This window comes from Pseudomonas sp. 2835, from assembly GCF_050435905.1.
Classification (GTDB): Bacteria; Pseudomonadota; Gammaproteobacteria; order Pseudomonadales; family Pseudomonadaceae; genus Aquipseudomonas.
Genome location: NZ_JBNDLE010000007.1, coordinates 242,984 through 266,737, shown reverse-complemented (window position 1 = coordinate 266,737; position 23,754 = coordinate 242,984). Strand labels below are relative to the sequence as shown.

20 protein-coding genes are annotated in these 23,754 nt (G+C 62.4%); 10 read left to right on the top strand and 10 right to left on the bottom strand.

Annotated features, from left to right (window positions below; genetic code table 11):
* The first annotated feature begins 59 nt into the window (after nucleotides 1–59).
* Complete coding sequence (gene nudE, locus ABIE20_RS13060; protein ID WP_429505447.1) at nucleotides 60–626, top strand: ADP compounds hydrolase NudE; 567 nt, start codon at nucleotides 60–62, stop codon at nucleotides 624–626.
* Complete coding sequence (gene cysQ / locus ABIE20_RS13055; protein WP_429505446.1) at nucleotides 623–1,450, top strand: 3'(2'),5'-bisphosphate nucleotidase CysQ; 828 nt, start codon at nucleotides 623–625, stop codon at nucleotides 1,448–1,450. The genes nudE and cysQ overlap by 4 nt, the downstream gene beginning before the upstream one ends.
* Here cysQ and ABIE20_RS13050 read toward each other — a convergent pair.
* The 7 genes from ABIE20_RS13050 to rfbB are packed head-to-tail and all read right to left on the bottom strand — an operon-like array spanning nucleotide 1,439 to nucleotide 8,515.
* A complete protein-coding gene (locus tag ABIE20_RS13050; protein ID WP_429505445.1) occupies nucleotides 1,439–1,894 on the bottom strand; it encodes a YiiD C-terminal domain-containing protein in 456 nt (151 codons plus the stop codon). The genes cysQ and ABIE20_RS13050 overlap by 12 nt on opposite strands.
* Nucleotides 1,891–3,300, bottom strand: coding sequence for a sigma-54-dependent transcriptional regulator (locus tag ABIE20_RS13045; protein ID WP_429505444.1), 1,410 nt, complete (start codon nucleotides 3,298–3,300; stop codon nucleotides 1,891–1,893). Before ABIE20_RS13045 ends, ABIE20_RS13050 begins: the two co-directional genes overlap by 4 nt.
* Nucleotides 3,297–5,111, bottom strand: coding sequence for a sensor histidine kinase (locus ABIE20_RS13040; protein ID WP_429505443.1), 1,815 nt, complete (start codon nucleotides 5,109–5,111; stop codon nucleotides 3,297–3,299). Before ABIE20_RS13040 ends, ABIE20_RS13045 begins: the two co-directional genes overlap by 4 nt.
* Before the next feature lie 35 nt (nucleotides 5,112–5,146).
* On the bottom strand, nucleotides 5,147–6,022 hold the full coding sequence (gene rfbD / locus ABIE20_RS13035; protein WP_429505442.1) for a dTDP-4-dehydrorhamnose reductase: 876 nt from the start codon (nucleotides 6,020–6,022) through the stop codon (nucleotides 5,147–5,149).
* Entirely contained in the window at nucleotides 6,019–6,564 is a 546-nt protein-coding gene (gene rfbC / locus ABIE20_RS13030; protein WP_429505441.1) for a dTDP-4-dehydrorhamnose 3,5-epimerase, read from the bottom strand. The genes rfbD and rfbC overlap by 4 nt, the downstream gene beginning before the upstream one ends.
* Nucleotides 6,564–7,436: a glucose-1-phosphate thymidylyltransferase RfbA gene (gene rfbA / locus ABIE20_RS13025; protein WP_093378435.1), complete on the bottom strand. Its 873-nt coding sequence runs from the start codon at nucleotides 7,434–7,436 to the stop codon at nucleotides 6,564–6,566. The genes rfbC and rfbA overlap by 1 nt, the downstream gene beginning before the upstream one ends.
* Nucleotides 7,433–8,515, bottom strand: coding sequence for a dTDP-glucose 4,6-dehydratase (gene rfbB / locus ABIE20_RS13020; protein WP_429505440.1), 1,083 nt, complete (start codon nucleotides 8,513–8,515; stop codon nucleotides 7,433–7,435). The genes rfbA and rfbB overlap by 4 nt, the downstream gene beginning before the upstream one ends.
* Nucleotides 8,516–8,728: 213 nt before the next feature.
* On the opposite strand from rfbB, the gene ABIE20_RS13015 reads away from it, so the two are divergent.
* The 4 genes from ABIE20_RS13015 to ABIE20_RS13000 all read left to right on the top strand — a co-directional run bounded on the left by ABIE20_RS13015 (nucleotide 8,729) and on the right by ABIE20_RS13000 (nucleotide 14,196).
* Complete coding sequence (locus ABIE20_RS13015) at nucleotides 8,729–11,635, top strand: aminotransferase (protein WP_429505439.1); 2,907 nt, start codon at nucleotides 8,729–8,731, stop codon at nucleotides 11,633–11,635.
* 170 nt (nucleotides 11,636–11,805) lie between these two features.
* Nucleotides 11,806–12,684 carry an N-carbamoylputrescine amidase gene (aguB, locus tag ABIE20_RS13010; protein WP_429505438.1) on the top strand — a complete coding sequence of 293 codons (879 nt, stop codon included), beginning with the start codon at nucleotides 11,806–11,808 and terminating at the stop codon, nucleotides 12,682–12,684.
* 20 nt (nucleotides 12,685–12,704) lie between these two features.
* Nucleotides 12,705–13,811, top strand: coding sequence for an agmatine deiminase (gene aguA, locus ABIE20_RS13005; RefSeq protein WP_429505437.1), 1,107 nt, complete (start codon nucleotides 12,705–12,707; stop codon nucleotides 13,809–13,811).
* A gap of 184 nt (nucleotides 13,812–13,995) precedes the next feature.
* Nucleotides 13,996–14,196: a hypothetical protein gene (locus ABIE20_RS13000; RefSeq protein WP_429505436.1), complete on the top strand. Its 201-nt coding sequence runs from the start codon at nucleotides 13,996–13,998 to the stop codon at nucleotides 14,194–14,196.
* A gap of 70 nt (nucleotides 14,197–14,266) precedes the next feature.
* Here ABIE20_RS13000 and ABIE20_RS12995 read toward each other — a convergent pair whose 3' ends face one another.
* The gene (locus ABIE20_RS12995; RefSeq protein ID WP_429505435.1) at nucleotides 14,267–16,369 is read right to left on the bottom strand and encodes a TonB-dependent receptor; all 2,103 of its coding nucleotides are present in this window, start codon (nucleotides 16,367–16,369) and stop codon (nucleotides 14,267–14,269) included.
* Nucleotides 16,370–16,615: 246 nt separating this feature from the next.
* Between ABIE20_RS12995 and ABIE20_RS12990 the strand changes: the two genes are divergently transcribed.
* Entirely contained in the window at nucleotides 16,616–17,305 is a 690-nt protein-coding gene (locus tag ABIE20_RS12990; RefSeq protein WP_429505434.1) for a DsbA family protein, read from the top strand.
* 227 nt (nucleotides 17,306–17,532) lie between these two features.
* A complete protein-coding gene (locus ABIE20_RS12985) occupies nucleotides 17,533–18,834 on the top strand; it encodes an OprD family porin (RefSeq protein ID WP_429505433.1) in 1,302 nt (433 codons plus the stop codon).
* Nucleotides 18,835–18,864: 30 nt separating this feature from the next.
* On the opposite strand, the gene ABIE20_RS12980 is transcribed toward ABIE20_RS12985, so the two are convergent.
* The gene (locus ABIE20_RS12980) at nucleotides 18,865–20,529 is read right to left on the bottom strand and encodes an FMN-binding glutamate synthase family protein (protein WP_429505432.1); all 1,665 of its coding nucleotides are present in this window, start codon (nucleotides 20,527–20,529) and stop codon (nucleotides 18,865–18,867) included.
* 114 nt (nucleotides 20,530–20,643) lie between these two features.
* A complete protein-coding gene (locus ABIE20_RS12975) occupies nucleotides 20,644–21,546 on the bottom strand; it encodes a LysR family transcriptional regulator (RefSeq protein WP_429505431.1) in 903 nt (300 codons plus the stop codon).
* 97 nt (nucleotides 21,547–21,643) lie between these two features.
* Between ABIE20_RS12975 and ABIE20_RS12970 the strand changes: the two genes are divergently transcribed.
* Both ABIE20_RS12970 and ABIE20_RS12965 read left to right on the top strand, forming a co-directional pair.
* Nucleotides 21,644–22,846, top strand: a complete 1,203-nt coding sequence (locus tag ABIE20_RS12970; RefSeq protein ID WP_429505430.1) for an MFS transporter — start codon at nucleotides 21,644–21,646, stop codon at nucleotides 22,844–22,846.
* An 8-nt stretch (nucleotides 22,847–22,854) separates the two neighbouring features.
* Nucleotides 22,855–23,679, top strand: coding sequence for a hypothetical protein (locus tag ABIE20_RS12965; RefSeq protein ID WP_429505429.1), 825 nt, complete (start codon nucleotides 22,855–22,857; stop codon nucleotides 23,677–23,679).
* Nucleotides 23,680–23,754: the final 75 nt, after the last annotated feature.

Here is a 23,754-nt window from a genome sequence, read left to right as displayed (position 1 = left end):
TTAGGCAGCGGCCGGGCAAGCCACGGTATAGTAACCCGTTCACGCCAAGGAGCCGCCCCATGCGCCAGAAACCCACCGTTCTCTCTCGCGAGATCGTCGCCAGCAGTCGCCTGTTTCGCGTCGAAGCCGTGCAATTGCGCTTTGCCAACGGCGCCGAGCGCACCTACGAGCGCCTGGTAGGGCGCGGCAACGGTTATGGTGCGGTGATGATCGTGGCAATGCTCGACGCCGAGCATGCGGTGCTGGTGGAGGAATACTGCGGCGGTACCGACGAGTACGAGCTGTCGTTGCCCAAGGGCCTGATCGAGCCGGGTGAAGACGTGCTGGCAGCGGCCGACCGAGAGCTCAAGGAAGAAGCAGGCTTTGGCGCCCGTCAGTTGGAGCACCTGACCGAGTTGTCGCTATCCCCCGGCTACATGAGCCAGAAAATCCAGGTAGTGCTGGCCACCGACCTCTACGAGGAACACCTGGAAGGAGACGAACCGGAGCCGATGCGTGTCGACAAGATCAACCTGCGCGAGCTCTCGGCCCTGGCCCAGCATCCGCAGTTCTCCGAAGGCCGGGCCCTGGCGGCGCTGTATCTGGTGCGCGACTTGCTGAGCCAGCGTGGGGTATTCCCGCTATGAACGATATTGAACTGATGCAGCACGTGGTGGAGCTGGCTCGCCAGGCGGGCAAGGCCATTTTGCCGTTCTGGCGCGCCGATGTGGCGGTGACGGCCAAAGCCGACGAATCGCCGGTCACTGCCGCCGACCTGGCTGCCCATGAGGTCATTGCCGAGGGTTTGCGCGCACTGGCGCCGCAGATTCCGGTGCTGTCGGAAGAAGACTGCGAAATTCCCCTCAGTGAACGGCAAGGCTGGCAGCGCTGGTGGCTGGTCGATCCGCTGGATGGCACCAAGGAATTCATTGCCGGCACTGAAGAGTTCACCGTCAACATTGCGCTCATCGAGCAGGGCCAGGTGGTGTTTGGCGTGGTGGCGATTCCCACTGACGGGCGTTGCTATTACGGCGGTAAAGGCTTCGGCGCCTGGCTGGCAGCGGCGGGCGGCGTGCCCAAGGCCATCAGCGTACGCAATGCGCCGACTGCGGGCGAGCGATTTACCGTGGTCGCCAGCCGCCGGCATTCCAGCCCGCAACAGGAGGCCTTGCTGGCCGGCCTGAGCCAGGCGGTAGGGGAGCTGGAGCTGGCCAATATCGGCAGCTCGCTGAAGTTCTGCCTGCTGGCCGAAGGCGTGGCCGATTGCTACCCACGCCTGGCGCCGACCTCGCAGTGGGATACCGCTGCAGCCCAGGGCGTGCTCGAAGGCGCTGGCGGTGAAGTGCTCGGCCTTGATGGCAAGGCCTTCGTCTACCCGCCGCGCGAATCCTTGCTCAACCCGTTCTTCCTGGCCTTGCCGGCTGCCGCGCCATGGCGCGACAAGCTGCTGCAGCACGCCCTAGCGGTGTAGCACGTACTGGCCGCTGAACTGCACGGCAGCCTCGCCGCTGCCGGCATTACTGACCTGCGTATGCAGGTTCAGGCGCGCGCGGCCACGGCGTTGATAGGTGGCGATGAAACGCTCCCAGACTTTATCCTCCGGTGCTGCGCAGGTGGCGATGGCCGCGCCGGTGACCGGTAGCGGGTAGCTGATCTGGCCTTCCTGGATGACGATATGCCCGTCATCGACCCCTGCTTCGCGCAACCTCAGGTGCAACCAGCCCCAACCGACCAGCACCGCCGCGCAATACAGGCTGCCGCCGAACATGGTGCTCTTGTGGTTGACGTTGGCCTCCAGTGGTAGCTGCAGACGCAAGCAATGCTGCTGCCAGTCGAGCACCTGCAGGCCCATCTGCCGGGTCAACGGGATATCACTGTGCAGCACCGATTCGAGGTAGTGGCTGTCCGTGGTCATGGACGGTTGTCCTCCAGGTCATCGCTGTGATGGTTGTCGCCGAAGCTCAGGCCGTGTTTACGCAGCTTGTCGTGCAGGGTCTTGCGCGGGATGCCGAGGGCCTCGGCGAGGCTGCGTAGTGAACTGTGCGAGCGCGCCAGCTCCGCGGCGATCAGCGAGCGTTCGAACTGCTCGACCTGTTCGCTGAGGTTGCCGCCGCCGATGCTTGCCGCCGTATCGTCGGCGGTAGGCGGCAGATCACCGTCCAGGGCCAGTTCCAGGCCCAGGGCGAAGCGCTCGGCAGCGTTTTGCAGCTCACGCACGTTGCCCGGCCATTCATGGCGCAGCAGCAACGCCCGTTGCGCCGGCTGCAGCGGATGCGCGGGCAGGCCATGGCGCTCACTGGCGGCATCGGCGAAATGCTGGAATAGCACGAGGATGTCTTCACCGCGCTCGCGCAGCGGCGGAATGCGCAGTGGCGCGACGTTCAGGCGGTAATACAGGTCGGCGCGAAAGCGCCCCTGGTCAGCGGCCTGGCGCAGGTCTTCCTTGGTCGCGGCAATGATGCGGATATCCAGCGGGATCAACTGGTTGCCGCCCAGGCGCTCGACTACACGCTCCTGCAGCAGGCGCAGCAGCTTGACCTGGACATCCAGGCTCATGCTTTCGATTTCATCGAGGAACAACGTGCCGCCGTTGGCGAATTCGAACTTGCCAATGCGGCGCTTCTGCGCGCCGGTAAAAGCCCCTGGCTCGTGGCCGAACAGCTCGCTCTCGACCACCGATTCGGCCAGGGCGCCGGCGTTGATGGCCACGAACGGGCCGTCGCGGCGGCTCGACAGGTCGTGCAGGGCGCGCGCCACAACCTCTTTGCCGGCGCCGGTTTCGCCAAGGATCAGCACATCGGCGCGGGTGCCGGCCAATGCGCCAATTTGCTCGCGCAGGCGCAGCATCGGTGCCGAGTGGCCGACCAGGCGGGTGCTCAGCTCTTGGCGATCGCTCAGTGCCAGGCGCAGGCTGCGGTTGTCCAGCACCAGGCGACGCAGGGCCAGGGCACGGCGCACGCTGTCTAGCAGGGCATCGCTGGCGAAAGGTTTTTCCAGAAAGTCATAGGCGCCGGCGCGCATGGCCTGCACCGCCAGCGGCACGTCGCCGTGGCCGGTGATCAGCAGCACCGGTAGCTCCGGGTCCTGGGCGTGCAGCTGCTGCAGCAACTCCAGGCCGTCGATGCCGGGCATGCGGATATCGCTGACCACCACGCCCGGCCAGTCGCGCTCGATGCGCCCGGCCAGGCCCTGGGCGTCGCTCAGGGGCAGGATCTTCAACCCGGCGAGGTCGAGGGTCTGGCTCAAGGCCTGGCGCAGGTGCGGGTCGTCGTCGACCAGGATCACCTGCGTGCGGCTGTCGATGAGCGGCTCGGTCGTCATGCCGATGGGTCCTCCGAAGTGGGTAGGGTGGCGCCGGGCTTGGCGATGCGCAGTTGCAGGGTGAGCAGGGCGCCGCCCTCAGGGTGGTTGCCCAGCAGCAATTCGCCGCCCAGGGCCCGCATCAAGGTATCGCAGATCGCCAGGCCCAGGCCAAGGCCCTGGGTGCGCGTCTTGGTGGTAAAAAACGGCTCACGGGCGCGGGCCAGGGCCTGGCTGGTAAAGCCCGGCCCGTTATCGCGAATGTACAGGTAGACGTTGCCATCACGCTGCTCGGCACTGAGCCAGAGTTTGCGCGGGTTGGCCTTTTCGGTCAGCGCGTCGAGGGCGTTGGCCAGCAGGTTGCCGAGCACCTGGCGCAGACGGGTTTCACCGGCCTGGACCCACAACGTGGCTTCCGGCAGGTCGCGCACCAGCTCCACGGCCATTGCCCGTCGGCGCTTGGCCAGCAGCGCCAGGGCGTCGTCCAGGGCCGGCTGCAGGGCGACGCTTTCCGGGGCATGGCGGTCGCGGCGGGCGAAGGCGCGCAGGTGGGCGATGATCGAGGCCATGCGCCCGGTCAGTTCGCTGATCAGCTTGAGGTTGCTGCGGGCATCGTCGGTGCGCTGGTGATCGAGGAGGATCTCGGCGTTCTCGGCGTAGCTGCGAATCGCCGCCAGCGGCTGGTTGAGTTCGTGGCTGATGCTTGCCGACATGGTGCCCAGTACCGAGAGCTTGCCAGCCTGCACCAGTTCGTCCTGGGCGCGTACCAGTTCCTGCTGGGCCTGTTCGCGCTCCAGTACTTCTTCCTTTAGGCGGCTGTTGAGGCCTTCGAGGTCGGCGGTGCGCTCGATCACGCGCTTTTCCAGCTCCTGGCGGCCGTGGGCTTCAAAGTCGATGCGATCCATGTAATGGCGGCGTCGCTGCATGATCAGGCCGAGCAGCAGCATCACCACCAGCAAGGTGGCGCCGCCGATGGCCACCACGGTGCGCACCGAGCGGTCGATCAGGGTGCGCGGGGCGAGAATGCTGACCTGCCAGCCGGTCTCGTCGATGGCCTGTGTCTGGGTCAGCCAGGCCTTGGGGTCGAGGGTCAGCGGCTTGGGCGATTGGGTCGGGTAGGGCTGGATGGCAACGATGGCTTCGCGCTCGGCGTCGCTCAATGGCCGGGTGGCGCGGAAGCGCCAGTCAGGCCTGGAGGTCAGGATCACCACGCCGTTGTGGTCGGTCAGCAGCAGTTGCTCCGGGGTTTTGCCCCAGAGGGTCTCGGTATGGTCGAGGTCGACCTTGACCACCAGCGCACCGATTACCCGATCGCGGTCGCGCACTGCGGCGGCAAAGAAGTAGCCGCGCTTGGCCGAGGTGGTGCCCTGGCCGAAGAAGCGCCCCAGGCGCCCGGCAATGGCTTCGCTGAAATACGGGCGGAAGGCGAAGTTGCGGCCGATGAAGCTGTCGTGCTTGTCCCAGTTGGAAGCGGCCAGGGTATTTCCGTTGGCGTCCATCAGGTACATGACTTCGGCGCCGGTCTGGGTGGCGATGTCCTTGAGCAGGCGGTTGGCGTTGGTCAGGGTTTCCAGGCGCAGCGGGTCGGCCAGCACCGCACGCAAGGCCGGCAAGTCACCGAGGATCTGCGGCAGGGTTTCGTAACGGTGCAGGGTGCCGAGCAGGTTGGCCACGTAGAGGTCGAGGGTCTGGCGATTCTGTCCGGCCAGTTCGTCCTGGTAGTAGCGCTCGGCGAGGTGCTGCAACGGCCACAGCAAGGGTGCCAGGCACACGGCAAGGATGGCCAGGCTGCGCCAGCGAGGGCGGCGGGGTACGGGTGGGGTTATGTTCATCGCAACTGCGCCAGAATGATCTGGCGCATTATGCGCTACTTCAGGCAGTCGATCAGCGCCTGCTGCCAGTGCGGCTGGCTAACTTGCCACTCGCGTTGCAGGCGACCGCAATCGAGGCGCGAGTTCAGCGGGCGGCGAGCCGGGGTCGGATAGTCGCAGGAGGAGATTGGCAACAGCTCGGCGCAGGGCAGGCCCTGGGCCTTGAGCTGCTCGCCAATGGCCTGGGCAAAGCCGAACCAGGAGGTTTCACCTTGGGCGGTCAGGTGATAGGTGCCCCAGGCACCGGCCTGGCCAGCCTGCCAGCGTTCGATCAGGGCGCAGGTGCTCTGGGCGATGGTGCCCGCCCAGGTCGGTGCGCCTATCTGGTCGGCGACGATGCGCAGCTCGGGCTTTTCCTGCAGCAGGCGCTGCATGGTCAGCAGGAAGTTGCGCCCATGGCGTGAATACACCCAGCTGGTACGCAGGATCAGGTGCTGGCCACCCACCGCGGCGATGGCCTGTTCGCCGGCCAGCTTGCTGCGGCCGTAGACGCCGAGCGGGTTGGGCTCGTCGTCCTCGGTGTAAGGGCTGGCCTTGCTGCCATCGAACACGTAGTCGGTGGAGTAGTGGATCAGCGGGATGCCAAGCTTCGCCGCTTCCTCGGCAAAAATGCCGGGAGCCTGGGCGTTGATCGCAAAGGCCAGCTCCGGCTCGCTTTCGGCCTGATCCACCGCTGTGTGGGCGGCGGCGTTGATGATCAGGTCGGGCTTGAGCTGCTGCACCTGGCCACGGATGGCTTCGGGGTACGCCAGGTCGAGCTGGTCACTGCCCAGCACCTGCAACTGCGCCAGGTCGCCCAGCTGCTGTTGCAGCGCCTGGGAAACCTGGCCGTTGCGGCCGGCGATAAGGATGCGCGGTTGGCTGTGCTTCACGGGAACAGGTCTGCCTCATGCAGGAACTTGCCGACCTGGTCCTTGGCTGAAAGCACCGGTGCGCTTTCAAGTTCCCAGTCGATTGCCAGGTCCGGGTCGTCCCAGCGGATGCAGCGCTCGGCAGACGGTACATAGTAGTCAGTGGTCTTGTAGAGAAACTCGGCGAAGTCGCTCAGCACCAGAAAACCATGGGCAAAGCCCTTGGGAATCCACAACTGGCGATTGTTCTGGGCCGAAAGCCTGACACTGACCCAACGGCCAAAGGTCGGTGAATGGCGGCGGATATCGACGGCCACATCCAGCACTTCGCCTGCAGTTACCCGCACAAGCTTGTCCTGGGTATGTTCAACCTGGTAATGCAAACCGCGCAGCACATTTCTCTGTGAGCCGGAATGATTGTCCTGAACAAAGTGGGCATCGATGCCTGTTGCTTCCTGGAACGAGCGCTCATTGAAGCTCTCGAAAAAAAAGCCTCGTTCATCACCGAAGACCTTCGGCTCGATCACAAGAACATCAGGCAGCGCGCTGGCTGTTACTTTCATTAACGTTTCCCTACGAGACCGAACAGGTACTGACCGTAGCCGGTCTTGCCGAACATCTTGCCTCGCTCCAGCAGATGCGCTTCATCGATCCAGCCCTGTTGGTAAGCGATCTCTTCAAGGCAGGCGACCTTGAGGCCCTGACGGTGTTCGATGGTCTGCACGTATTGCGATGCTTCCAGGAGACTGTCGTGGGTGCCGGTGTCCAGCCAGGCGAAACCGCGCCCGAGCAACTGGACATTGAGGTCGCCGCGCTTGAGATAGGCGTTGTTGATGTCGGTGATTTCCAGCTCGCCGCGTGGCGAAGGTTTGACCGCCTTGGCGATCTCGACCACGTCGTTATCGTAGAAATACAGGCCTGTCACTGCATAACTGGACTTGGGTTGTGCCGGTTTCTCTTCGATGGAAAGGGCGCGGCCTTCATCGTCGAATTCGACGACGCCGAAACGCTCCGGGTCCTTGACCCAGTAGCCGAACACGGTGGCACCGGCACCCTGCTGGGCTGCCTTGCGCAACTGCGGAGTGAAGCCCTGACCGTGGAAAATGTTGTCGCCCAGGATCAGGCACACTGAATCATCACCGATGAATTCTTCGCCGATCAGGAAGGCCTGCGCCAGGCCGTCCGGAGAAGGCTGTTCGGCATAGCTCATTTCGATACCGAACTGGCTGCCATCACCCAGCAGTTGCTTGTAGTGCGGAAGATCCTGCGGGGTGGAGATCAGCAGGATTTCGCGAATACCGGCCAGCATCAGTACCGAGATCGGGTAGTAGATCATCGGTTTGTCGTAGATCGGCAACAGCTGTTTGGAAACCCCCAGGGTAATGGGGTGCAGGCGGGTGCCGGAGCCGCCCGCCAGGACGATACCTTTGGTCATGCAATCAGATCCTTGAATTCGCTGGCGCCCAGGCGCTGGCCTTGATAACTGCCGTCTTGTACCCGTTGGCACCATTGCAGGTTGTCCAGGTACCACTGTACGGTCTTGCGCAGCCCGGTTTCGAAGGTTTCTTCGGGAACCCAACCCAGTTCGCGTTCGATCTTGCCGGCGTCAATGGCGTAACGCAGGTCATGGCCAGGGCGATCCTGAACGAACGTGATCAGGTCGGCATAGTTGGCAACACCCGCCGGTCGCTGTGGTGCCAGCTCTTCGAGCAGGGCGCAGATACTGCGCACTACATCAATGTTCTTCTGCTCGTTATGGCCGCCAATGTTGTAGGTCTCGCCAACTTCGCCTTCGGTGACCACCTTGAACAGGGCGCGGGCGTGGTCCTCGACGAATAGCCAGTCACGCACTTGCAGGCCATTGCCATAGACCGGCAGCGGTTTGCCCGCTAGGGCATTGAGGATCACCAGCGGAATGAGTTTTTCCGGGAAGTGGAACGGGCCGTAGTTGTTCGAGCAGTTGGTGATCAGCACCGGCAGGCCGTAGGTACGCTGCCAGGCGCGAACCAGGTGATCGGATGCGGCCTTGCTTGCCGAATAGGGCGAGCTTGGAGCGTACGGCGTGGTTTCGGTAAACAGGTCATCGACGCCATGCAGGTCGCCATACACTTCGTCGGTGGAAATGTGATGGAAGCGGAACGCGCCACGCTCGTCGGCCGGCAGGCCCAGCCAGTAGGCGCGGGTGGCCTCCAGCAGGCTGTAGGTACCGACGATGTTGGTGTGGATGAAGTCCGACGGGCCGTCGATCGAGCGATCAACATGCGACTCTGCTGCCAGGTGCATGATTGCATGGGGCTTGAAGCGCTCCAGCACAGCGCTAACGGTGGCCTGGTCAGCAATATCAGCCTGGACGAACTCGTAGCGGCTGTTGGTCGCAATACTGGTCAGCGATTCCAGGTTGCCGGCGTAGGTCAGTTTGTCGAGGTTGAGCACTTCGTGCTCGGTGCTGTTGATCAGGTGACGCACCAGCGCCGAGCCGATAAAGCCGGCCCCGCCGGTGATAAGAATTCGCATGTCGGACTGCCTTTCTTCCGTAACTGACATTGAACTTAGGGTGCACAGCTTGTGGCCGGGTGCAGGCAGGCGCAAGCAAAAAGCGCCGAACTGTCCTTCTTACCCGGGGTGTTCGATGAAACTGGGCAAATGTTGTGCAATTTTAGCCGTTATTCTTGCCAACCGGCACAAGCAGTGGCGATATAGGCAACAAAAAAATGAGGTCCCCTGCCCATGTCGCTCAATACCATGATCTATCGCTCCAGCCAGCCATGCCCTGAAGTCAGTGAACAACAGGCCGCCGGCCTGTTGCAGGAACACTTCGGCCTGAGCGGCTCATTGCAGGCATTGGGCAGCCAGCAGGACCTGAATTTTCTTGTCGATTCGGACCATGGGCGCTACGTGCTGAAGATTTGCCATGGCGCCTATGCCGAGCAGGAACTGCAAGCCCAGCATGCCGCCCTCGGCTTCCTGCGCGATCAGGGGTTGCCAGTGCCTGCGGTGCAGGTTGCGCGGTCCGGTGAGCAGCTATTGACGGTGACGGTCGACGGCCAACCGCTGCGCGTGCGCCTGCTCGACTATATAGAAGGCCAGGCACTGACCCGCATCAAACACATGGAGCCACGCCTGGTCGCTGAACTCGGCCGTCTGTGCGCACGGGTTGACCAGGCTCTGGCCAGTTTCACCCACCCGGGCCTTGAGCGCACATTGCAGTGGGACCCGCGCCATGCACAGGCCTTGATCAATCACCTGTTGCCGATACTGGATAACAACCCGCAGCAAGCAAGGGTAAAAGCCGCCGCGAATCATGCCTGGGAACATCTGCAGCCGTTGATCGATTCGCTGCCATCGCAAGCCGTGCACCTGGACATCACCGATGACAATGCTGTCTGGCTGCGTGACGAGAAGCGCCAGTGGCAACTGCAAGGTGTCATCGATTTTGGCGACCTGATGCACACCTGGCGCATTGCCGACCTCTCGGTCACCTGCGCGGCCTTGCTGCACCACGCCGAAGGCGATCCCCTGCGCATATTGCCGGCGGTCGAGGCTTATCATGCGCTCAATCCGCTGAATGTCGCCGAGCTCAAGGCCTTGTGGCCGTTGGTGGTGGCCCGTGCTGCGGTGCTGGTATTGAGCAGCGAGCAGCAATTGAGCATCGACCCCGGCAATAGCTACAGTCGGGACAATCTGGCCCACGAGTGGGAAATTTTCGACGTCGCCACCAGCGTGCCTTTCGAATTGATGCAGGCGGCGATTCTGCAAGTGACCGGGCATGAGCCCTCGGGGCTGGCACTGGAAGGTTCGGCGCCGCTGATGCCCGCCTCGGTAGCCACACAGGTGGTGGGTGTGGATCTTGGCGTGCTCAGCGAGCACTACCAGGCCGGTAACTGGGGGCAACCCGGAATTGATCAGCACCTGCTGGCCAGACAGGCAAGTGCTTCAGGCGCGGCCTGTTCGCTGTATGGGCAGTATCGCCTGTCGCAGACCCATATCGACAATCCTGCAGAACCTGCCACTTTCGCCCTGCATGTCGAACTGCACCTTCCTGTCGCTACGGTACTCCAGGCGCCCTGGCCCGGAACCTGGCGCCAATACGGCGAAGACAGTGGCTGCCTTGAGGGCAGTGAATGCAGCCTGTGGCTGCACGGGCTGGGCCAGGCGCCAGGCGACGGGCAGGTGCTAGCCAGCGGGCAGTCGCTGGGCACCAGTGGCGCATTGAAGGTTCAGTTATGCCGGGTGCCCGGGCTCTATCCGCCGGCTTTCGTCGCGCCTTCGCGGGCACAGGCCTGGCAGGCATTGTGCCCCTCGCCGCAAGCCATCCTCGGCGTTGCCTGCGACGCCGAACCGCTGGTCGATGCCCAGGCCTTGCTGGCTCGGCGCGATGCCAGTTTCGCCCGCTCGCAAAAACACTATTACCAGCAGCCGCCGCATATCGAGCGCGGCTGGCGCAACTACTTGTTCGACATGCAGGGGCGGGCTTACCTGGATATGCTCAACAATGTAGCGGTACTTGGCCACGGCCATCTACGCATGGTTGCCGAGTCGGCGCGGCAATGGTCGTTGCTCAATACCAACTCGCGCTTTCACTATGCAGCTGTTGCCGAATTCTCCGAACGCCTACTGGCGCTGGCACCGAGTGGCATGGACCGGGTATTTCTGGTCAACAGTGGTACCGAGGCCAACGACCTGGCAATTCGCCTGGCCTGGGCCTACAGCGGTGGGCGCGACCTGCTCAGTGTGCTTGAGGCCTATCACGGCTGGTCGGTTGCCACCGATGCGATTTCTACGTCGATCGCCGACAACCCCCAGGCCTTGAGCACCCGGCCGGACTGGGTTCACCCGGTGATTGCGCCCAACACCTATCGCGGCACCTACCGGGGCGCCGAAAGCACTGCCGATTATCTGCGCGACGTCGATGCCAAGCTCGACGCGCTGGCTGCCGGGCAGCGGCAACTGGCCGGTTTCATCTGCGAGCCGGTGTACGGCAATGCCGGTGGCATCTCGCTGCCACCGGGTTACCTGCAGCAAGCCTATGCCAAGGTGCGGGCAGCGGGTGGCGTGTGCATCGCTGACGAAGTGCAGGTCGGTTATGGTCGGCTGGGCACCTGGTTCTGGGGTTTTGAAGAGCAGGGCGTAGTGCCGGACATCATTACCATGGCCAAGGGCATGGGCAACGGCCAGCCACTGGGCGCGGTCATTACCCGTCGGGAGATTGCCGAGGCGCTGGAAGCCGAGGGCTATTTCTTCTCCTCCGCCGGTGGCAGCCCGGTCAGCTGCCGTATCGGCATGGCCGTGCTTGATGTCATGGAAGAAGAAGGGCTGTGGGACAACGCCCGGGAGGTTGGCGGTTACTTCAAGTCACGGCTGCAGCAATTGGTCGATAAACATCCGCTGGCGGGTGCCGTGCACGGTTCCGGCTTCTATCTGGGGTTGGAGCTGGTGCGTGACCGCCAGACCCTGGAGCCGGCCAGTGCCGAGACCACTCTGCTGTGCAACCGCCTGCGTGACCTGGGTATCTTCATGCAGCCCACTGGCGATTACCTCAACATCCTCAAGATCAAGCCGCCGATGTGTACCACCCGTGAGAGCGTGGACTTCTTCGTCGACAGCATCGACCGGGTACTGTCGGAAGACCTGTAACCCTTGAGCTAAAGCCGGTTAATCCGATTGTTATCGAATTAACCGGCTTTTTTATGCCGTAAATTTTCTATTCGTCACTTTTAAAGCCGATATTTATCGGATATAAATGCCTCCAACATCACCATGGTGGCCTGGCCTTGTCGGCCCGAGCACCTGCCGAGGAGGAATACATGAGCCGCACTGTCACTGTTGCCGCCACCCAGATGGCCTGCTCCTGGGACCGCCAGGGCAACCTGGAAACCGCTGAACGGCTGGTCCGCGAGGCGGCCGCAAAGGGCGCGCAGATCATCCTGATCCAGGAACTGTTCGAAACCCCGTACTTCTGCCAGAAGCCCAACCCGGACTACCTGCAACTGGCCACCCCGGTCGAAACCAATGCTGCCATCGGCCATTTCCAGAAGCTCGCCAAAGAGCTGCAGGTGGTGCTGCCGATCAGTTTCTATGAGCTGGCCGGGCGCGCGCGTTTCAACAGCATCGCGATCATCGATGCCGACGGCAGCAACCTCGGGGTGTACCGCAAGACCCACATCCCGGATGGCCCCGGCTACCACGAAAAGTACTACTTCAACCCGGGCGACACCGGCTTCAAGGTCTGGCAGACCCGCTACGCGAAAATCGGCGTCGGCATCTGCTGGGACCAATGGTTCCCCGAGTGCGCACGCAGCATGGCCCTGCTCGGCGCCGAAGTGCTGTTCTACCCAACCGCCATCGGCAGCGAGCCGCACGACAAGACCATCTCTTCGCGCGACCACTGGCAGCGTGTGCAGCAAGGTCATGCCGGCGCCAACCTGATGCCGCTGGTGGCCAGCAACCGCATCGGCCATGAAGAGCAGGACGGTTACGACATCACCTTCTACGGCTCCTCCTTCATCGCCGACCCGTTCGGCGAGAAGGTCCAGGCGCTGAACGAGACCGAGGAGGGTGTGCTGGTGCATACTTTCGACCTCGACAAACTTGAGCACACCCGCAGTGCCTGGGGCACTTTCCGAGACCGTCGTCCGAATCTGTACGGCCCGGTAAAGACCCTCGACGGCGCGCTGCAATCCTGACAGTTCAGCAAGGATCCTCTATGAAAACGCTTACCAGTACCCCGCGCGCCGACGGCTTCCACATGCCTGCCGAATGGGCGCCACAAACCCAGGTCTGGATGGTCTGGCCCGAGCGCCCGGACAACTGGCGCCTGGGGGGCAAGCCGGTGCAGGCGGCCCACGTGACCCTGGCCAAGGCCATCGCCCGTTTCGAGCCGGTGACGGTTGCCGTGTCCGCTGCGCAGTACGACAACGCCCGGGCCCGCCTGGACCTGCCGAACATCCGCGTGGTGGAAATCAGCAACGACGACGCCTGGGTGCGTGATACCGGCCCAACCTTTGTCATCAACGACAGCGGTGAAGTGCGTGGCGTTGATTGGGGCTTCAACGCCTGGGGCGGCTTCGAGGGCGGCCTGTACGCGCCGTGGAACCGCGACGAGCAACTGGCCAGCAAGGTGCTGGAGATGGAGCGCTGTCAGCGCTACCACACTGAAGGCTTCGTGCTCGAAGGCGGCTCGATACATGTCGACGGTGAAGGCACGCTGATCACCACCGAGGAGTGCCTGCTCAACCACAACCGCAACCCGCACCTGAACCGCGAGCAGATCGAGGCCATTCTGCGTGACCACCTGGCCGTGGACAGCATCATCTGGCTGCCTGAAGGTCTTTATAACGACGAGACGGACGGCCACGTCGACAACTTCTGTTGTTACGTTCGCCCGGGTGAAGTGTTACTGGCCTGGACCGATGATCCGCAAGACCCCAACTACGCACGCAGCCACGCTGCACTCGAGGTGCTGGAAAACAGCCGTGACGCCAAGGGCCGCGCCTTTACCGTGCACAAGATGCCGATTCCGGGGCCGCTGTTCGCCACTGAAGAAGAGTGCGCCGGGGTCGACCCGGTGGCCGGCAGCCAGGAGCGCAACCCGTCGGTGCGCCTGGCCGGTTCCTACGTCAACTTCCTGATCGTCAACGGCGGCATCATCGCCCCAAGCTTCGACGACCCGGCAGATGCCGAGGCTAGAGCGATTCTGGCGCGGGTGTTCCCTGATCACGAAGTGGTCATGATCCCCGGGCGCGAAATGCTCCTGGGCGGCGGCAACATTCATTGCCTGACCCAGCAACAACCGGCGCCAGCCAAACGCTGAGCAGCGCTAAGAAAAAAGCCCGTCGCTTGACGGGTTTTTTTATGCGCGGACGACGACCGGCATAGCCTTCTGGCACACCTCTTGTATTTGTTTTGCATTGTATTTCAAACAGATAGACCAGCATGGTTCTGTCACAAAGTTTGAGTAGGTTAGCCGCTCACGGCCCCAGGGAGTACGTGTCGAAATGAATGCAGCAAGTGAGCCGGCTTCGCCCCCATCAGCGGTGAATCACGAGTCCCTCCAGCGCGTGGCGCAGTGGTTGAAACACAATGGATCAAACCGGGTCAGGAAGGCCGATCAGCGTCGCTCGTTGCTGGCGCGTTATCCGGCAGGCCTGCTGAGCGAAGCAGAGCTGGAAGCGCTGCTGGGTGATGGCAGCCGCTAGAGGGTTCGGCAGCAACAATGAAAAGGGCAGCATTGCCTGAACAATGCCGCCCTTTTTTGTTGCCTGGTGTTTAGAAGCTATAGGTGCCGGTAACGATCAGGCTGCGCGGGTCGCCGAACTGGATCTGCGCGGCGCTGGTGGCCGAACTGTAGTAGGTTTTGTCGGTGATGTTGTTGAGCGCTGCACGCAGGTCCCAGTCCTTGGTACGAAAGCCCGCCAAGGCATCCCAACGGCCATAGCCGGGCAGCACGGCGGTGTTCTGGTTGTCGGCATAACGCTCGCCGACCAGGGTCAGGCCGGTTTCGCCGTACCAGCCCATTTCCGGCTTCCAGGTCAGGAACAGGCTGCCATTGCGCTTGGCAACGTTACTCACGCGGTTGCCTTCCTGGCCGTTGTTGTCCTCGACGATGGTTGCATCCTGGATACCAATGCCGCCGCGTACGTACCAGTTGCCCACGATGTTGCCGGTGGCGGTCAGCTCGACGCCGCGCGAACGCTGCAGGCCCGAGAGCAGGGTGATGCCCGGGTTGTTCGGGTCGCTGGTGCGGCGGTTGTAGAGTTCCAGCTCATAAACCGCCAGGGTGGTGCTCAGGCGCTCGTCGAGCCAGTCGCTCTTGACCCCGATTTCTTTCTGTCGGGTCTGTTCCGGGCTGGTCTCATTGGTGTTGCCGGCCGCGCCCGGGGTGATGCCGATCAGGCCGCCACCGACTGGCGAGAAGGTCTTGCTCCAGGAGGCATAGAACGAATGCTCTTTCCACGGCGAATAGACCACGCCCAGACGCGGGCTGGTGCTGTTGCTGTCCTGCTTCTCGGAGATACCGCGGACCTTGTTGGTGGTTTCCACCTCGAACTGGTCGAAACGCACCCCAGCCAGCACTTGCCACTGATCGTTCAGGTGCAGTTGGTCCTGGAGGTACAGGCCGCGGCTGTCGACCACGGTGTGGTTGTTGCTGGAAACCACCATGGTGCCGTTGTGCTGCAAATTATGGTTGGGGTTGTTCAGGTCCAGGCCCGGCACCGGACGAGCGCCTGCGCCGGAAGTCGCTGCGGTGTAGAGGATCGGATCGCGGCGCTGGTTACCGAACTCAAGGCCGGTGAGCAGGGTGTGCTGCAGGCCGAAGGTGTCGAAGTTGCCTTCCAGTTCCAGATTGTTGAACAGGTTGCGGGTGTTCAGGTCCTGCTGCCAGCGCTGGCGGGTGACCTGGTTGGTGGTGGCGTTGTAGCCGGTCAGGTAGGTGTTGTCGAAATCGCTGTTGAGCTTGAACAGGCCCAGGGTGTGGCGCACCTGCCAGTTGTCGCTGAGCTGGTAGTTCAAGAGCGAGCGCAGCGATTGCGCCTTGTCATCGATGAAGTCGCGCTGGGTATCGCCGTAGGTAGTGTCGCGGCCAACGTCGGCCGGGCGGCCGTTGACGCTGGGAATACCGCGATCCGGGGTACGGTTGTAGCGGCTGTACTCGTATTGCACCAGCCAGTTCAGGTCCGGGGTCAGCTGCCAGCTCATCGAGGGCGCGAACAGTTGGCGGCTGCCGTCGATGCCGTCGCGGAAACTGTTATTGTCCTGGTTGCCCATGTTCAGGCGCAGACTGATGTTGTCGGTGGGGTCGGCGCTGAGGTCGGCATACAGGCTGCGCAGGTCTTCGCTGCCGCCCTGGGCCTCGATGCTGGAACGGCGGCCGGCTTCCGGCATCTTGCTCACCCGGTTGACGATCCCGCCCTGGCTGCCGCGGCCATAGAGCACCGCAGCCGGGCCCTTGAGCACTTCGACCCGCTCGATGTTGTGCAGGTCGCGCACGTATTGGCTGTCGTCGCGGATGCCGTCCAGGTAGAAGTCGTTGCTGGCGTCGAAACCACGGATGCGCACGCTGTCAAAGCGCGTGTCGGCGCCGCTGCTGACGTTGGGGATACCACTCAGGGCCTTGCCAAGGTCGTTGCTGCCGTAGTCCAGCACGTTGCTGGTCTTCACCGAATCGATGGCTTGCGGCACATAGCGGGCAGGCGTGGCGGTACGAGTCGCGGTGCTGACTTCGCGCACCCGCGGGTCGTCGCGCTCGCGGTCAGACTCTGCGGTAACCGACACTTCGGGCAGTGTGGTGGTGGCAGCAGCGACCAGCCCGGAGCTGAAAAACAGCGACAGGCCCAGGGTCAGGGGAGAAAGGCGGCAAGGGGCAAGCATGGCGGACATCCGGGCATTTATTGGAGTGGAGAAATTTTGCGCGAATGATAATGCTTGCCATTTACTAACGTTAATTGTTTCTGAACTTGCCAGAGGGCTGTTTGTTTCTAAATGTTTCTGTATGCAGGCACTTAGTCTCGGGGGTTTATTTGTGCTGTTTTTCACAACAAAGCTGTAACCAATGCGGCGTTTTTCGCAACCTTCGTCCGGCCTAGTCTGACGCCATCATTTTTTCTGGAGGCGCTCATGCCGGTGCAAACCACCCTTCACTACGTATTCGACCCCTTGTGTGGCTGGTGCTATGGCGCCGAGCCGCTGATCAATGCGGCCAGCGGCCTGATGCCGGTTGTGTTGCACGGGGGCGGGATGATGGCCGGCGCTAACCGTCAAACGGTCTCGGCACAGTTGCGCGATTTCGTCATACCACACGACCGGCGCATCGCTGAATACACCGGGCAGCCTTTTGGCCGCGACTACTTCGAGGGCTTGTTGCGTGACAACGACGCCATCTTTGATTCGCAGCCGCCCATTGCTGCCATTCTTGCCGCTGAGCAACTGGCCGGGCGTGGTCTTGAGTCGCTGGCGCGCTTGCAACGTGCGCACTACGTCGAAGGCCGACGGATTGCCGACGACGGGGTGCTTCAGGCCATCGCCGCCGAGATGGGCTTGCCTGCACAAGCCTTTGCCAGCGCCTTGCGCGACGTGGATACCCAGAGCCATATGCGCACCAGTCACGCGTTCATGGCCAGCGTTGGCGGGCAGGGGTATCCAACCCTGGTGCTGGAGCGCGAAGGACGGCTGCAGGTCATCGACATCGCTCCCTTCCTCGGCAAACCTGACGCCTTCGTGCAATGGCTGGACCGGGAGTTCTACCTGAGCGTGGCCAAAGCGCCCTCTAACCCAGGGTTTTGCGCCCCGGATGGCTGTGATCTATAGGCAGAAACACTTACTTTTCACGAATTTTTGACATGCTGATCCGCACACGGATAGGATTCGGTCAACGCCTGTAGGCCCATCGGCCAAGAGTCCAGAAAAAAGGCCCGCTGCGAACACTCGCAGGCGGGCTTTTTATTTTCAGACCCGTGAGCGTCAACCCACGCAGGGGGCGTGGTTTTTGGCGTTTGGTCGCAGAGCGTCTTTGACTAAGTAATAAGGAAAATAAAATGTTGAAAACCAGGATCAGTCTGGTCGCGCTGGGGCTAATGGCCGCGACTCAGGCTATGGCCAATGACCAGGCCGAGGCCAAGGGCTTCGTAGAAGACAGCAAAGCCAGCGTTCTGCTGCGCAACGCGTTCATCAACCGTGACAAGAAGCACGGTACCAACGACCAGAGCGAGTGGGGCCAGGCCTTCATCGGCAAGTTCTCCTCCGGCTACACCCAGGGCACTGTTGGTGTCGGTGTTGACGCATTCGGCCTGTACGCAGTGCGTCTGGATGGTGGTAAAGGTCGCAACGGCGGTGGCGGTATCGACTTCTTCAAGCCGGCGGACGGCGACTCGCCGACCAACCAGCAGAACTCCCCGCACAACCTGGCCCGTGGTGGCGCAGCAATCAAGTTCCGCATCTCCAACACTGTACTGAAGTACGGTGACCAGATGCCTGAGCTGCCAGTGCTGCAGTACGACGACGGTCGCCTGCTGCCAGAAAGCTACACCGGTACCCTGATCACTTCCAAGGAGATCAAGGGCCTGGAACTGAACGCCGGTCGTTTCACCCAGGAAGCCCGTAAAAGTGCTGAAGGCCGTGACAGCGGTGGCCTGAAGTCGATCAACGTATTCGGCGGCAGCTACAAGTTCACCGAAAACCTGTCGGCTTCCCTGTACACCTCCGACGTCGAAGACGTGCTGAAGAAGCACTACCTGGGCGTTAACTACGTTCATCCGATCGCCGACGACCAGTCGCTGACCCTGGACTTCAACGGCTACAAGTCGGACATCGACAAGAAGTACGTCGCTGCCGCCGACCTGACCGGTGACTCCAACACCATCTGGAGCCTGGCGGCTACCTACGCCTTCGGCCCGCACTCGATCACCATCGCCCACCAGCGCAGCACTGGCGACACCGGTTATCAGTACGGTTTCTACCAGAACGCCGGTGGCGTGGGTGACGGTGGTTCGACTATCTACCTGGCCAACTCCTACTGGTCCGACTTCAACGCTGAAGACGAGCGTTCCTGGCAGCTGGGCTACGGCCTGGACTTCGGCGCCTTCGGCGTACCGGGCCTGACCTACAAAGTGGCCTACGTGCGTGGTGACAACATCAACACCCACGGCTTCGGCGAAGGTAAAGAGCGCGAGATCTTCAACCAGTTCAAGTACGTGGTTCAGGAAGGCCCTGCCAAGGACCTGTCCGTCAAACTGCGTAGCTCGTTCCTGCGTACTTCTGACAGCGTTCGTCAGAACGGCTACAACGACGACGGCAACGAAGTCCGCGTATTCGTCGAGTACCCGATCAGCATCCTCTGATAGCTGTCTGGTCTCTCCAGCAACCCCGGCCTAGGCCGGGGTTGTTTGTTTTCGGTGCACGGCAGGTTTGATTGCCTGCACTTCGCCGCTCTCCGGCTCGAAGCTGTCGCTGCGGGCCATGCGCCACATCCGTGCATAGAATTCACTGTCGATCGAGCCGCTGAGCAATTCACCGGGCTTGAGGAACACGTGCAACTGCGAAAACAGGCGAATCTCACTGGCGCTAATGCGCCGCACCAGGTGCTTGGGCTTGAGCTCGGCCGGATGGTCCAGGCCGGCAGCGGCGAGCATTTCGGCCAGGGCATGCAGGGTGTTGCGATGGAAGCTGTAGACTCTTTCGGCCTTTTCCGGCACCACCAGGGCGCGTTGGCGTAGCGGATCCTGGGTGGCAACGCCGGTCGGGCATTTGTTGGTGTGGCAGCTTTGCGACTGAATACAGCCGATGGCGAACATGAAGCCGCGGGCCGAGTTGACCCAGTCGGCGCCAATGGCCAGCACGCTGGCAATGTCGAACGCGCTGACAATCTTGCCGCCAGCGCCGATGCGAATCTTGTCGCGCAGGTTCAGGCCCACCAGGGTGTTGTGCACAAACATCAGGCCTTCGCGCATCGGCACGCCGATGTTGTCGCTGAACTCCCGGGGTGCGGCGCCGGTGCCGCCTTCCTTGCCATCAACCACGATGAAGTCGGGGACTATGCCGGTGGCCAGCATGGCCTTGGCGATACCCATGAATTCCCACGGGTGGCCAAGGCAGAACTTGAAGCCCACCGGTTTACCGCCAGACAGCTCGCGCAACTGGCCAATGAACTGCAACAGCTGCACGGGGCTGCGAAAGGCGCTGTGCGCTGCCGGCGAAATACAGTCTTCACCCATCAGCACGCCACGGGTGGCAGCGATTTCGGCACTGACCTTGTGCCCGGGCAGAATCCCGCCGTGACCGGGCTTGGCACCCTGGCTGAGTTTGACCTCGATCATCTTCACCTGCGGGTCGCGGGCCTGTTCGGCGAAACGCTGCGGATCGAAGCGGCCCTCCGGGGTGCGGCAGCCAAAATAGCCGCTGCCGATTTCCCAGATCAGGTCGCCGCCATGCTCACGATGGTAGGGGCTGATGCTGCCTTCGCCGGTGTCATGGGCGAAGCGGCCACGTTTTGCGCCCTTGTTCAGCGCGGCAATGGCATTTGCACTGAGTGCCCCAAAGCTCATCGCCGAGATATTGAAGATCGACGCCGAGTAAGGTTGGCGGCACTGCGGGCCGCCAATGTTGACGCGAAACGAGGCCGGGTCGGGGGTTTCGACCGGCAGCATGGAATGGCTGATGAACTCGAAGCCCGGCCGGTACACATCATTGAGCGTACCGAAGGCCTTCTCGGCACTTTCATTCTTCGCCCGTGCATACACCAGCGAGCGCTGGGCACGGGAGAATGGCAGCTTGTCGTCGTCGCCTTCGAGCAGGTACTGGCGAATCTCAGGGCGGATGGTTTCGATCAGGTAGCGAATATTGCCCAGGATAGGGTAATTGCGCCTCACCGCGTGGTGGCTCTGGCGCAGGTCATTGAGGCCGACCAGGCTGAGCAGGGCACAGAGCAGGGTGAGCGGCCATAGCCAGGGGTGGGCAGAAAGAAACGGCAGGCTGGCAACACTGAAAACGAGACAGCCGACAAGGCAGGCGTAGCGGCTGGGAAGCGAAGCTTTCATGGATCTTCCGCTGATATGAGAGATCCTTCCTAGGATAGGCAAAGCGTCCCAGCAGAAAACCAGTGGTTTCGGTAAAACACTTTTATCCCCGCCGTGCTTGTCAGGCAGCCGCGCTCATGCGCTGGCTGCGGTTGCCCGGGCAAGGATTTGCAGAAACGCCTCGGCTGCCCGCGAGCGCCGCTGGCGATGGCTGATCGCGAGCAGGTCGATGTTGGCGTCTGCTTCGTTCAGGGGCCGGTAGCACACGCCGCGCTGGTTCAAAGCCCGGGCGCAGGCAGGCACCAGGGCAACGCCCTGGCCGGCTGCGACCAGGGCGATAATCGAGGTGATCTGCCGTCCGCGCGGGCCGCGCAGCAAGGGCAGCTGGCAATGCTGGAACAAGCGCTCGATGGCATCGTTGAGGCCGGTGCCTTGCTCGTCGGTGTACAGCACCACGGGGTGTGCTTGCAGTTGGGTGAGGCTGATGGTGTCGAGTGCCGCCAGCGGATCGTTCTCGGCCAGTGCAACCAGCAGCGGCTCCTGGTCGAGCGGCTGGACTTGCAGCTCAGTGAACTCCTGGGGCGGCAACAGCCTACTGAGGCCGATTTCCAGGGTGCCTTCGACGATGTTGCGCCATTGCGCGCTGGAGGCTTCTTCAACCAGGGTCAGGCGAACCTGCGGGTAGGCGTGGGAAAACTGCTGGATCGCCTGGGTGAAGTGGTCACTCAAGGCCACCGAGCTGGCATAACCGATGCTCAATTGCCCGGCTGTGCCGGCGGCCAGCTTGGCAGCGAAGCTTTCGCTGCGGGTCAGTTGCTCCAGTACCCCGCGGGCGTAAGGCAGGAACTGCTGGCCTTCGCCGGTCAAACTGACTGCGCGGCTGCTGCGCTCGAACAGGCGGAAACCCAGCTGGCTTTCCAGGGCCGAGATCTGCCGGGTCAGTGCCGGTTGCGCCAGGTGCAGGCGCTGCGCGGCGCGGCCGAAATGCAGGTCGTCGGCGACGGCAATGAAATAGCGCAGCTTTCGCACATCGAGCATGTTGCACCTTGAGGTATCAATCGGTCCGAATTCGGTATTGGCCAGGGCCAATGACCGCACCTTATAAACAATACTCGTCACTGTAACGAGTTTTCCCATGCAATCGCGCCTGTCCGCCGCACGCATCGCGATGTTCCTCTGCGGGTGCGCCGCGTTTCTGCCGCTCTATGCCACCCAGGGCATCCTTGCCGAGCTGGCGCAGAGCTTCGCCGTGGATGCCCGGCACGTCAGTTGGAGCATCACCGCCACGACCCTGGCCGTGGCCTTGGTCGCGCCCTTTGTCGGCGTACTGACCCGGCGCTGGAGCCAAAAGACCGTGCTGGTGGCGGCAACGCTGTTGCTCAGCGTGCCGGGCTTGATGCTGGCAGGGGCCAGTGACTTGAACAGCCTGCTGTTCTGGCGCTTTGTCCAGGGCATGTTGATCCCGGTGATCTTCGCCACCAGCGTGGCTTACATCGGCGAGCGCTGGCAGGGTGCCAAAGTCACCGAAGTCACCAGCCTGTACGTCGCCGGGACCATTCTCGGCGGTTTTGCCGGGCGTTTTCTGACCGGGGTCATGACCCAATACCTGGGCTGGCGCGAAGCGTTCATCCTGCTGGCGCTGCTGACCGTACTGATCGGCCTGAGCATTCACCGGCTGCTGCCCAATGGCACGCGCCTGATCGAAATCACCATCGCCAACAGTCGAATCAGCATGCTGCGCAACCGGCCGTTGCTGGCGGCCTACCTGGTTGGCTTTTGCGTGCTGTTTTCACAAATTGCCACCTTCACCTATGTCGGCCTGCACCTGCTGGCAGCGCCGTTCAATCTTGGCGTTGCCGCGCTGGGCTCGGTCTATGCGGTGTTTCTGCTGGCGCTGGTGGTCACGCCGATTGCCGGCAAGCTGGCCAGCGCCAGGCCACCGGCGCATCTAGTGGTGTTCGCCGGGGTGCTGGGGCTGCTGGGTTCATTGCTGACCTTGCTCAGTAGCCTGTGGTGGATCGTGCTGGGGCTCGCGCTCAGTTCTACCGGGGTGTTCCTGGCCCAGGCGGCGGCCAATGCCTTTGTCACGTCAACCGCCCGGCACAACAAGGCCGGCGCGGTGGGCTGCTACCTGACGTTCTATTACCTGGGCGGCAGCGTTGGCGCGCTGTTGCCGGCGCTGCTGTGGCAGCGCTGGGGCTGGACAGGCTGTGTACCGCTGATCATGGCCGCGCAGTTGCTGGTGATGCTGATCGCCTGGTTCGGCTGGCAGCCCACCGATTCCACCGACAAGAACGCCTTCAAAGAAACCGCTGATCCCTCTATTACAAGGACGTAAAAACGCCAATGAACACCGTGATTGCCCTGCACAGCAAACTACTATCGATCGTCGAGCCGGTCCTCAATGACATGCCGGCCAGCACCCTCAAGCACGGGTTGTTCGAAGCCTTCTGGGCGGTAGAAGAAGAGCTGATGGAGATTGAAAAGGCCTTTGCCCTGCTGACCGAGCGCAAGCATTCACCAGCGGTGCTGCGCAAGTTTTTCGCCAGTTGGTCGAAAACCAACAACTCCGCAGCCAGTGTCTCCGGTCTTGCCAACCGCCTGACGCTGCTGGCCCGTTCCGACGCCGGCTCCATGGCTGCCGACCAGCTGTACCGGGCTTGTGGCAGCCTGCAGCGAATCACCGATGAAGACCTCGGGGCGCTGGGCAATACTCTGCACGCCGACCTGTTCTACAACATGGCGACGCCTCTTTGCGGTGATGACCAGTGGATGCTCAAGGCCAACTGCCTGCCTTCGGCCCAGGCCTTCAAGGACTGGACCGACCGCCAGCGCTTGCGCGAACGCGACCTGCTGCAAGGTTTGCTGACCACCCTGGTGCATGAGGTCTACACCCATGGCGAGGTTGAGTTCATCCACCCGTTGTTCAAGCAGTGGTTTGTCCGTGACATGGGCATACCGGCTGAGCGCGCGCGGGCGACAGTAGCCTGGGTTACCGTGCACACCGGTGGCACCGAGAGCAATCACTTCGCCCACGCCGTGGCGGCGGTCGAGCAGTTTGTCGAAGCCATGCAGATCAACATCGATCAGGCGGCGGCACGGGAGATATTCGAGCATTACCTGCGGATGAAGGCAGGCGTGATGAAGGAGTGCGCCGAGCTGTTGCACTGACCGCTGGATAGGCTGCGCGCAGGCAAAGTTCGCTGCCGGCTGAACCCAACTCCGGCAGTTGTATAACGGTCGCGG